Below are 10,763 nucleotides of genomic sequence, written 5' to 3'. Positions count from 1 at the left end.
GCGCCGGACAGCGCTGTTCCCGCGGCTCGGCCGCGGCCGGTGACGGCGCCGCGGGCGGGCCCCGAACGGAACAAACGCGTGCAGCAGTGCGGAGTGGACTGACCTATGTCGCAACGGGTCAAGGACGTCGGGCGAACCGAGCGACCGGAGCGGGAACGAGCGGACCGGCACGAGAGGCTGCGGGACCACCAGCGGCGATACCTGTGGGTGCCGTGGACGCTGGTGCTGCTCGGCATATGGCAGCTGCTGGCCCCGGCCAGCCTCGGCTACCGCAATGATGAGCTGTGGTCCGTTCCCAGCGGTGGGCGCGGAGTCTGGTTCGCTGAGGAAGCGACCCTGGACGCGCTGCGCGCCTCCCTTATGACCTGGTCGGACATCGCGAGCGGGGTGCTGCTCGTCCTGTTCGGCCTGTGGGCCCTGCGACCGGACCGGCCGCTCGCCTGGTGGGGGGCCTGCCTCGTCGGTGTCTGGCTGCTCTTCGCCCCCATCGTGCTGTGGGCGCCGACCGCCTCCGGCTTCGTCAACAGCAGCCTCGTCGGCATCCTCGTCATCGCGCTGGCGGTCGTCATCCCCGGTGTGCCCAACGAGCCCGGGTTCGTGGTCAAGGGTCCCTCGACACCGCGGGGATGGAGCTACAACCCGTCGAGCCGGCCGCAGCGCGCGATACTCGTCGTCTTCGCCTTCGCCGGGCTCATGGTCTCGCGCTACCTCGCGGCCTACCAGCTCGGTTACATCGAGGAGGTCTGGGATCCCCTCTTCGGGTTCTCCACCGGCACGCAGGAGGTACTCGACTCCGACGTGTCGCACGCCGTGCCGATCTCGGACGCCGGCCTCGGCGGGATCGCCTATTCCCTTGAACTCCTTCTGGTGTTCATGGGTGGTGCGGCCCGATGGCGGACGTCACCGTGGATGGTCGCGGTGTTCGGGATCCTGGTGATCCCGCTCGGACTCAGCCACGTCGCGCTCATCATGTCCATGCCGGTCGCGGTGCAGTCCTGGTGCACGCTGTGCTTCGTCGCCGGCCTCGTGGTCCTGCCGATGATAGTCCTCACGGTCGACGAGGTGGTGGCCGCGGGCCAGCACGTCCGCGAGGCCAACCGGCGCGGCGACCGGGGCGGATCCTGGTGGAAGGTCTTCTGGCTCGGCGGCGGGTCCGAGGGCAGCGTCCCCGATAAGCGGACGCCGGAGATGCTGGAGTTCCCCGAGCGCCCGCTATCGGTCACCGCGTCGTCGCTGTGGGGTGCGTCGGTGCCGATCGCCCTGGTGGGTGCCGCTGTTCTCGGTATGTGGCTCTACGCCGCGCCCGGCGTCTTCGGCATCGAGATCGACAGCGCCGCCGCCGCTGTCGGCCACCTCGGCGGTACGTTCGTGGTCGTCGCCACGGTCATGGCCATGGCCGAGGTGCTGCGCCCGCTGCGGCTGCTCGCCTTCGCGGGCGGGGCGGTGATCGCCATCGCGATCTGGTTCACCGGCGCCGGTGCCGGCTACACGGTGGCCCTCACCCTGACCGGACTCGTCATCATGGCGTTGTCAGTGCCCCGGGGTCCGGTGCGCGACGACTACGGCGGCTGGGACCGGATCGTGAGCTGGCCCGAACGGCGGCGGTCGTGACCGCTTCGCGGGCGCGGCCCGCCGGCTATCCGGCCTGCCGCATGCCCTGGAGGTGCCGCCCGGAGGGGGCGGCCGCGAACCAGGCGACGGTGCGCGCCAATCCGTCCGCGAGCGCGACCCGCGGCCACCAGCCGAGCTGCTCCCGGGCGAGCGCCGTATCGGGGCAGCGGACCGCCGGGTCGTCGACCGGCCGGTCGACGAACTCCAGCTCGGATGAGGAGCCGGCGATGTCGCGGATCAGCTCGGCGAGCTCCCGGACCGTGCACTCCTGCGCGCTTCCGATGTTCACGGGGCCGGGGACGCCGCTGTAGGCGAGCGCGAGCAGACCCGCCACGGTGTCGTCGACGTAGCACACGGACCGGGTCTGCGATCCGTCCCCGGTGACCGTCAGCGGTTTCCGGTCGAGCGCCTGGCCGATGAAGGTCGGGATGGCCCGCCCGTCGTCGGGGCGCATCCGCGGCCCGTAGCTGTTGAAGATCCGGGCGATGGCGGTGTCGGTGCCCCGCGCGTTGCGGTAGGCGGTCGTCAGCGACTCGGCGTAGCGCTTGGCCTCGTCGTAGACGCTGCGCGGACCGACCGGGTTCACGTTCCCCCAGTAGGTCTCCGGCTGCGGGTGCACCAGCGGATCCCCGTAAACCTCGCTCGTCGAGGCCAGGACGAACCTGGCCTCCTTCTCCCGGGCCAGTCCGAGAGCGTGCGCCGTCCCCATGCTTCCCACGCGCAGGGTCTCCACGGGGTATCTCAGGTAGTCCGCCGGGGACGCCGCGGAGGCCAGGTGGAACACCAGGTCCACCTCCCCCGGAACGTGCACGAACGACGTAAGGTCGCACTCCACGAGCCGGAACGACCGATGGTCCAGCAGGTGGTCGATGTTGTCCGGGCCGCTCGTCAGGAAGTTGTCCATACAGACGACGCTCACGTCGCGTGCCAGAAGCCGTTCGCACACATGCGAACCGAGGAACCCGGCGCCGCCCGTGACCATCGCTCGTCGAATCTCGCGTCCACTCATTTGCCTCACTCATCCATGACCGAGATGCCGCGATGCCGTTTTCGCGATCCCCGCCCTCGGGGGGCCGCGCATGTCCCCCTCGACGTGGTCGACCAGCAGCCGTTCGACCGCGGCCGTGACCTGCGTGGTCGTGATTCTCAGCAGCCCCGGGTCTGTCTCGGAACCGAACGGGTCGCCGGTCCGCCCGGCCCAGAGGCTGACGTGGAAGGGGCGGTCGACGGGCGGACCCCACGTGGCCGGCGAGACGGGGCCGAACAGCACGGCCGACGGGATCCGGTACGCGGTGGCCAGGTGCGCGATCCCGGTGTCGCCGGAGACCACCAGGGCCGCCCCGGCCACCAGCGCCGCCAGTTCGGCGGCGCCGGTCTCCCCGGCGAGGACCGCGCTCCGCGGCACCCCCGCGAGACGCGCGACGCGCTCGGCCGCGGGGCGCTCGGCCGACGTGCCGGTCACCACGATGTCGTGTCCGCGCTCGGCGAGCCATCGGGCGAGGCGGGCGTAGCGCGCCTCCGGCCACCGGCGTGCCGGGTGGGCCGCGCCCGGGTGCACGATGACCGCACCTGGGCGGGGGCTGGGCTCCGGCGGCGCCCGCAGACCGATGTCGGAGGCCTCCGCCGGCACCCCGTGGTGTTCCAGCAGGCGGCACCAGCGGGAGACCTCGTGCACCTCCGGCTGCCATACGGGCCCGCCCAGGTCCGGGAAGTCCGGGTGGGCGTGGGCCCACAGCCGTCCCGGGCGGAGCCGCAGCAGGGCTTCGATACTTTCCGGCCCGCTGCCGTGCAGGTTCACCGCGAGTTCCGGGGCCCGGCCGGACCACGGCGGGACCTGCGGCCCCGAAGCCGGTGCGAGGGCGTCGACCGCGCCCGTCAGCGGAACCAGGCCTTCGAGGCTCCGCGGCGCGGCCAGGACGATCCGGTGCCGCGGGAAGCGCGCGCGTAACGCGCGCAGCGCCGGCACGGCGGTCAGCAGGTCGCCGAGCCCGAGGGCGCGCAGGACGAGGATCCGCCCGGCGTCCGGGGTCACGGCCACGACCCCTCCTCCGAGGCGCACACCACCAGCTCGCGCACCTCGCAGCCGGCGGGCTGGCGCAGCGCGAACAGCACCGCCCGGGCGACGTGCTCGGGCTGGTTCAGCTTGGCGTCCGCCGGCGGGCGGTACTGCTCGGGCCGGCCGTCGAAGAACGCGGTGTGCATGCCCCCCGGCACGAGGAGCGTTACGCGGACCTGGCCGGCGGTCTCGGCCGCCAGCGCCCGGGTGAAGCCGATGACGCCGAACTTGGAGGCGCAGTAGGCGGTGGCGTCGCCGACGGCCCGCAGTCCGAGGGTGGAGGAGCAGGTCACCACGGCCCCCTCGCGCTCCTTCAGGTAGGGAAGGGCCGCGCGGACGACGGCGGCGGTCCCCAGCAGGTTGACCTTGACGACCCGTTCCCAGTCCTCGGTGGGCACGTCGTCGAGCGCGCCGCAGGAGTCGACGCCCGCGGCCGCGAAGACGGCGTCGATACCGCCCTCCGCCTGGGCGAGCCGGTGGACCGCGCTCTCCGCCTGGGACCGGTCGGCCAGGTCGGCGCGTGCGTAGGGGTAGTCCTCCGTGATGCCGGAGCGGTCGATGATCAGGGGCCGGCCCCCCTCTTCGGCGACCGCTGCCGCGGTGGCCGCCCCCAGCCCGGAGGCGCCCCCGGTGATCAGTACGTTGCCCAGAGCGTCCATGGTCACCTGCCTTTCCCTCGTTGTGCCGTGCGCCGCTCGCGTCCGCGGCGCCGCCGTTCAGTGCCCGGCCCGGATCGCGTTCACCAGCTGTGGTGGAGCGCCGCGCCAGGTGCGGGAGGACGACGACCTCACCGCCGTAGCGGCGCACCACCCGGGTCTCCGGCAGGTAGCGGCCCTCGTAGTCGCCTCCCTTGACCCACACGTCGGGCCGCACCTGGTGCAGCAGCTCCGCCGGGGTGTCGTCGGAGAAGACGAGGACGGCGTCGACGCACCCGAGTGCCTCGAGAAGCTGCACCCGGTCACGGACGGGCATGACCGGGCGGCCCGCTCCTTTCAGGCGCCGCACCGAGGCGTCGTCGTTGACGCACACCACGAGCGCGTCGCCGAGGGCGCGGGCGCGCCGGAGCAGGCTCGCGTGCCCGGCGTGCAGCATGTCGAAGCATCCTCCGGTCGCCACGACGCGGCCTCCACCGGCGCGGACGGCCGCCACCAGCCCGAGCGGGTCGTCGTGGCCCGGGACGGCCGCGGCGTCGCCCTGCGGCGGATACTCCTCGCCGCGGCCATCCCCGCGGCTCCGCTGCCGGTCACGAAGTGCGACGCGGCGTTGACGGCCGCCCGCACCGCATCGGTGCGCGCCATGCCGTCGCCCAGTGCGGCGGTGACCGTCGCCGCGAAGTCGTCCCCGGCCCCGCAGGCGTCCCCGTTCGCCAGGACGTGCGGCGGCGGCAGGTGCCGCGGGTCCGCCGCGCCGTCCGCCAGGACCACCCCGCGCGAAGCGGCGGTCACGGCGACCGAGGCGCTCTGCCAGTACTCGCGCAGGTGGGCGGCCCGGCGCCCGATCTCGTCCAGGGAGGTGCCTGCCGCCGGCTCCGGTCCGGGGGCCGCGGGGTCGTCGTGGTCGCCGACCGGTCCGTGCCCGGGCTCGCCGTAAGCCCCGTGCGGGGGCGCCGGTACGAGGGCCGCCGCCTCCGCCTCGTTCGGCGTCACCACATCAGCGCCCGCGACGGGCGCGGTTCCGCGCGGATGCGGGTCCCACACCAGTGGCGTCCCCGGTGCCCTGGCGGCGAGAAGCTCCCGTATCCCCGGGTGCGCGGCCATGCCCCGCCCGTAGTCGGAGACCAGGATGGCACGCGCCGACCGGATCACCGCGGACACGCGGGAGTCCAGGTCGCCTCCTGCCGCCCGGCCGTCCCCCTCGTCCAGCCGCAGCAGGACCTGGCCGTTCGCCCACACCCGCATCTTGGTCTGCGTCGTCCCGCTCATCGGCGTCAGCAGCAGGTCCACCCGGTCGCGCAGCAGGCCCCGGAGGCGCTCCCCTATCGGGTCGCCGCCCACCGCCGACACGAAGACGACGTCGTGGCCCTTGGCCGCCGCGAGCAGCGCCGCGAGGCCGGCGCCCCCGGCGCGGTAGCGGCGTTCGTGGGAGTCCACGACCGGCACCGGGGCGTCGGGGCACAGCCGGTCGGCGCTGCCGACGACGTCGACGTCGAGCAGCGCGTCCCCGACGACGACGAGCGGACCGGTGCTCTTGGCGTGGCCGTTGCTGGAGCTTCTGCTCATTCCATGGCATCCCTGTGCGGATCGGAGGGCCCGCGCGCGGAGTAGGCCGCGTCCCCGTGCGCCTGCCCCAACGGGGGTCCCGCCGCTGAGCGCGCGCGGGACGGGACGGTCCCCATAGCCGGGCGGGCCCGCGCGGCGCTTTGCGGCGTGCACAGTGACGCGTCGACGGCCTCGCACAGCACATGGATGAGCGCGAGGTGCACCTCCTGGACCGTCGACACTTGCCCGATCGGCACCGCTACCGCGTCGTCGCAGGTATCGGCGAGGGCGTTCGGGGACCGTCCGGTCAGTGCCCACGTCGTCATTCCGGTCGCGCGCCCGGTCGCGGCGGCGTTCACCACGTTCTGGCTGGCGCCGCTCGTCGAAAGGCAGACCAGGACGTCCCCGGCCCGGCCGTGCGCCCGCACCTGGCGGGCGTAGACGTCGGCGGCGCCGTAGTCGTTGCAGATGGCCGTCATACTGGAGGTGTCGGCGTGCAGTGCGATCGCCGAGAAGGGGCGCCGCTCCTTCTCGAACCGCCCGACCAGCTCCCCGGTGAGGTGCTGGGCCTCGGCCGCGCTTCCGCCGTTGCCGCAGGCCAGCAGCCGTCCCCCGCGGGCGAGGACACCGGAGAGGTGCTCCCCCCACTCCTCGATCCGGGCGGTGTCGACATCGTTCAGCGCGTCTTGCAGGTAGCGGAGATGGGTGTTCATCGCGTCCTCCCCGCGGACGATGCCGGTTCGGATGGGCGCTGGTGCGCGGACCGCTCCGGCGCCGCCTCGGAGACCGGAGAACCCGCCAGCACGGCGCCGTAGACGCGTTCGGTCCGTTCGGCGACGAACGCCCACGAATAGCAGGAGGCGGCGCGTTCCGCCGCGAAGATCCCGTAGGACTCACGCTGGACCGGGTCCCGGGACAGCTCGTGCAGTGCCAGCGCGAGCGTCCTGGGCTCTCGGGGAGGCAGCAGGAGACCGGTGTAGCCGTGGATCACGGTGTCCCGGTGCCCGCCCACCTGCGAAGCGACAACGGGGACCCCGCAGGCCATCGCCTCGACCGGCACGATCCCGAACGGCTCGTACCACGGGACGCTCACCACAGCGTCAGCGGAGCGCATGAGGGCCGGGATCTCCGCACGCGGCGCCCGGCCGGTGAACCGGACCCGGCCGGTGACGCCGCACTCCGCCGCGACCGCGCGCAGCCGGAGCACATCGGGATCGCCCTCGCCGTCCGGGCCGCGCTCCCCCGATAGGGCGGGATCGTCGGGGGCGGGGCCGCCGACGACCGTCAGCTCCGCCCGCGGGAGCCAGGCCAGCGCACGGATCACCGTGTCGACGCCCTTGCGCTCCACGATGCGCCCGATGGAGAGGAGCCGCAGCCGGTCGCCGTTCCCGGCGGTGCCCGCGCGCGGTCCTTCCGGGGTGAAGAGGTCCAGATCGACCCCGCACGGATGATCGTGACCCGCTTCCCGGGGACGCCCATGGAGCGCAATTCGCGCATGTCGTCGGAGCAGGTAGCGATCACGGCGTCCGCCGAACGGCCGATGCGCCGCTCCTTGTCGATCCGCTGCTCCGGGCTGGTGTCCTTGGCCGCCTGGTGGCGCCGCTTCACGTGTCCCAGGGCGTGGAACGACTGGACAACGGGCAGCGCACCGCGGCCGGTGCTCTTCACCGCCCGGAGCGCGGCCAGCCCGCTCATCCAGAAATGGGCGTGCACGACGTCGGGCGGGTGCTCCGCCCACTCCCGTGCGAGCCGGTCGCCGAACTCCGGCATGTGGGGCAGCAGGTCGTCCTTGGGCAGTTCCCGGACCGGGCCGGCGGCCACGTGCCGGACAGCGGCGCCGGGCGCGAACGGCACGGTCTCCGGTGCGTCGGTGCCGGTGCGCCGCGTGTAGACGGTGACGGTGTGGCCGCGGCCGCCCAGTTCACGGGCGAGCGCCTCGACGTGCACGTTCTGCCCACCGGCGTCGACCCCTCCGGTCGCGGCCAGAGGGCTGGCGTGTTCGGACACCATGGCGATCTTCATCGAGTCACCTCCTGGAGCAGGCCGTCCCAGTCGGCCTGGAACCGCGATACCGAGTACCGCGCGAGCGCGGCGTTCCTCGCCGCCTTGCCGACCTGCCGGGCCAGCGCGGGATCGTCACGGAACACGGCGATGGCGTCCGTGAGCGTGCGCGTGTTCGTGGACACGACGCCGGCCCCCTCCGGCACCGCCTCGACCGTCTCGGTCGCGGCGAGGGCGACGACCGGGAGTCCGAGCATCATCGCCTCGATCAGGGAGAGGCCGAGCGAGGTCCACCGGATCGGGTGCACATAGAGCCGGCACATCGCCAGCCGGGCGTGCATCCGCTGCTGGGGCAGGTCCTCGAACGGCATCAGGCGCTCGGGGGCGACCCCGAGCCGGCGCGGTAGCTCCGCCACGCCCATGCCGAACACGTCGAGAGGGGCGGCCTCGGCGAACCCAGGCAGCAGGTCGGTCCCGGTGACGCGTCCCCGACGCACGGGTTCGTTGACCACCACGCCCGCGCGTGCGAGCTCACCGGTGTAGCGGTGCCCGGGGTCGACGACACCGTGCTCGATGACGGTGGTGGGGGCCTGTCCGCTGTCCCAGAACAGGGCGTTGAAGTGGGTGACGTGGACGACGGTGATGCCGTCGAGTCCGGCCGCGGTGTGCACGGTCTCCGGGGCGGAGCCGCGCGGCGTGTTGTGCTCGACGTAGACCGCGGGGAGGTCGCGCCCCGGTTCCCGCCGCAGCCAGCGCCGGGCGAGCTCCAGCTCGTGCGGCCGCTGCAGGAGCACGACGTCGACCGGCTCATCGGCGAGCCGCTCCGGCGGCACCTCCACGACCGTGTCGGGCCAGTCCCAGGTGCGGGCCCGCCCGCGGCCATCGGGCCCGCGGTCGGGCGTGACCGGCACCAGGTAGGTGTGCGCGCCGCGCGCGGGATCCCTCCGGACGAGGGACGTCGTCCAGGAGCCGTGCACGTGCCACAGCAGGATTCTCATCAGGCCACCGCCTCCATCAACCGCGTCACGGCCGCGACGATCCGGTTCGCGTCCACCGAGGCCAGGCACGGGTGCCCCGGCACCGGGCACTCCCGGGCACGGGTGCCTCGGCACGCGGCGTCCTGATCCCCGAGCAGGACGCTCGGCACCCCGTATGGAGCCCACCGCGCAGCGGGGACCACGGGCGAGAACAGCGAAACGACAGGGGTTCCCGCGGCGGCCGCCAGGTGCGCGGGACCGGTGTTGCCGACGATGACCGCCGAGGCGCGGTCGAGGACCAGCGCGAGCTGGCCGAGGGTCGTGCGGCCGCCGAGGTCGACGGCCGTGCCGCCGGCGACCTCGGCCGTGAGGCGCCGCTCGGCGGGCGTGCCGGTCACGACAACGCGGTGTCCGGCTTTCGCCAGCTCCGCGACGGTCTCCACGCACCGTTGCACGGGCAGCGCCCGGGAGGGAACACTCGCCCCCGGGTGCAGCACCACGTAACCGGGCGGCCCGGTGAGGGCGGCCAGATGCGGCGCCGCGGCGCTGTCGGGCAGCGGTCGCCGGAGGCCGAGCGCACCCGTGTCGCCCGGCCGCAGCCGCCACCCCGCGGCCTGTGCCAGGGAGAGCATCCGCTCCGGCTCCGGGATCTCGCCCGTGCCGCCCCGGTCGATGCGGTGCCGCAGGTTCAGCAGGCTCCCCGGGTAGTCCTCGCTGATCGCGCCGATCCACGGCACCCCGGCCAGGCGCAGCACGAGAGCGAGCGGCAGCGGGGACTGGTGGAACGACGTGAGGATGAGCGCCGCGCGCGGCGCGACGCCGCCGACCGCGCGTACGAGCCGGTCCACGTGCTCCGGCGAGGTCCGCGGCGGGTCCGGGTCGATCCAGGGGGCGCACCACTCGATGATCGTCCGCACGCCCGGCAGCAGCTCCGCCGCCGCCGGGCCGTTCGGACCGACGAGCAGCGCCACCTCGTCCGTCCGCGCGACGGCGCGGACGGCCGGCCCCGCAAGAAGAACGTCGCCCGCGTTGTCCATACGCGCGACCAGAACGGGTCCCGCCGACCCCCGCGCGGCGGGCCCGCCAGCCCCCGGATGCGACGGATGCGTGACTCCGCCGCCTTCAGCGGGTCCCCTCATCGTCCACCCCCCGTATCGCGAGTTCGACCGCCTCCCCGAGCGTCTCGGCGACCTCCGGGGCGTCGCGCCGCTCCTCGGGCCGGGTCCGCCCGTTCGGCACCAGGATCGGCCGTGCCCCCGCGGCCGCGGCCGCGGCGACATCGCCGCCGGTGTCGCCGATGACCACGCAGCGCCGTGCGGGAACACCCAGAGATCTCGCCGCCCGCCGGACGAGCCCGGGGCGCGGCTTGCGGCACGAGCAGCCGTCCTCCTCGCCGTGCACGCACAGCCGCCACACGTCGAAGGGGCCCAGAAGCTCCTCGATCCGCGCGTTGACCCGGTCGAGGTCGCCGTGCGAGACCAGGCCGCGCGCGACACCGGACTGGTTGCTCACCACGCCGACAGGGACACCGCGCCCGCGCAGGCGCTCCAGCGCCTCCCGGGCGCCCTCGACGGGGACGACCCGCGCCGGGTCGCCGTTGTAGGGCACGTCGTGCACGAGCGTGCCGTCCCGGTCGAAGAGCACCGCCGCGGGCATCCGCGGAAGCGCGCGGCCGTGCCCCTCCGGCGGTCCGGCGGGACGCACGCGCCGGTGCCGCACCTCCCCGAGAGCGCGGTACCAGCACGCGGCCGGCGGGATGGCGAGGCTGGTGAGGACCAGGCGGGCGCTCTCCGCGGGCGTTCTCGACGCCCGCGCCACCCTGCGGGCGGCGAAGTCGGCCGTGAGCGCCGCCCACACCGCTCCGGAAGCGGCCGCCAGGACCGCCGCACCGTCCCCTCCGGGGCCGCCGCGCGGTTCCGG

The 10,763-nt window shown here is 74.2% G+C and carries 9 protein-coding genes and 2 pseudogenes; 1 reads left to right on the top strand and 10 read right to left on the bottom strand.

Annotated elements, in window-relative coordinates:
- Window positions 1-105: 105 nt before the first annotated feature.
- Window positions 106-1,611, top strand: a complete 1,506-nt coding sequence (locus VS93_RS24510) for a vitamin K epoxide reductase family protein (protein WP_046472225.1) — start codon at window positions 106-108, stop codon at window positions 1,609-1,611.
- Window positions 1,612-1,636: 25 nt separating this feature from the next.
- Here the strand turns inward: VS93_RS24510 and VS93_RS24505 are convergent, their stop codons facing one another.
- The 10 genes and pseudogenes from VS93_RS24505 to VS93_RS24465 form a co-directional block, all read right to left on the bottom strand.
- A complete protein-coding gene (locus VS93_RS24505) occupies window positions 1,637-2,620 on the bottom strand; it encodes a UDP-glucuronic acid decarboxylase family protein (RefSeq protein WP_046472224.1) in 984 nt (327 codons plus the stop codon).
- Between the two features lie 9 nt (window positions 2,621-2,629).
- Window positions 2,630-3,649: a glycosyltransferase family 9 protein gene (locus VS93_RS24500; protein WP_082127171.1), complete on the bottom strand. Its 1,020-nt coding sequence runs from the start codon at window positions 3,647-3,649 to the stop codon at window positions 2,630-2,632.
- Window positions 3,640-4,326, bottom strand: a complete 687-nt coding sequence (locus tag VS93_RS24495; RefSeq protein ID WP_046472227.1) for an SDR family oxidoreductase — start codon at window positions 4,324-4,326, stop codon at window positions 3,640-3,642. Before VS93_RS24495 ends, VS93_RS24500 begins: the two co-directional genes overlap by 10 nt.
- Before the next feature lie 238 nt (window positions 4,327-4,564).
- Window positions 4,565-4,735: pseudogene (locus VS93_RS32165) on the bottom strand (adenylyltransferase/cytidyltransferase family protein); the annotation flags it as partial.
- On the bottom strand, window positions 4,660-5,886 hold the full coding sequence (locus tag VS93_RS24490) for a bifunctional heptose 7-phosphate kinase/heptose 1-phosphate adenyltransferase (protein WP_082127169.1): 1,227 nt from the start codon (window positions 5,884-5,886) through the stop codon (window positions 4,660-4,662). The gene VS93_RS24490 and the pseudogene VS93_RS32165, both read right to left, overlap by 76 nt.
- A complete protein-coding gene (locus tag VS93_RS24485) occupies window positions 5,883-6,578 on the bottom strand; it encodes an SIS domain-containing protein (protein WP_082127168.1) in 696 nt (231 codons plus the stop codon). Before VS93_RS24485 ends, VS93_RS24490 begins: the two co-directional genes overlap by 4 nt.
- A pseudogene (locus VS93_RS33735) lies at window positions 6,575-7,887 on the bottom strand (glycosyltransferase). Before VS93_RS33735 ends, VS93_RS24485 begins: the two are co-directional and overlap by 4 nt.
- On the bottom strand, window positions 7,884-8,864 hold the full coding sequence (locus VS93_RS24475) for a glycosyltransferase (RefSeq protein WP_046472223.1): 981 nt from the start codon (window positions 8,862-8,864) through the stop codon (window positions 7,884-7,886). The pseudogene VS93_RS33735 and the gene VS93_RS24475 overlap by 4 nt, the downstream one beginning before the upstream one ends.
- A complete protein-coding gene (locus VS93_RS24470) occupies window positions 8,864-9,880 on the bottom strand; it encodes a glycosyltransferase family 9 protein (RefSeq protein ID WP_046472222.1) in 1,017 nt (338 codons plus the stop codon). The genes VS93_RS24475 and VS93_RS24470 overlap by 1 nt, the downstream gene beginning before the upstream one ends.
- 85 nt (window positions 9,881-9,965) lie before the next feature.
- Window positions 9,966-10,763, bottom strand: a 798-nt coding sequence (locus VS93_RS24465) for a D-glycero-alpha-D-manno-heptose-1,7-bisphosphate 7-phosphatase (protein ID WP_046472221.1), incomplete at its 5' end; no start/stop codon positions are given.

This window comes from Allosalinactinospora lopnorensis, from assembly GCF_000981225.1.
Classification (GTDB): domain Bacteria; phylum Actinomycetota; class Actinomycetes; order Streptosporangiales; family Streptosporangiaceae; genus Allosalinactinospora; species Allosalinactinospora lopnorensis.
Note: the sequence above shows the minus strand (reverse complement) of the source record. Positions and strands in the feature narration are given on the sequence as shown.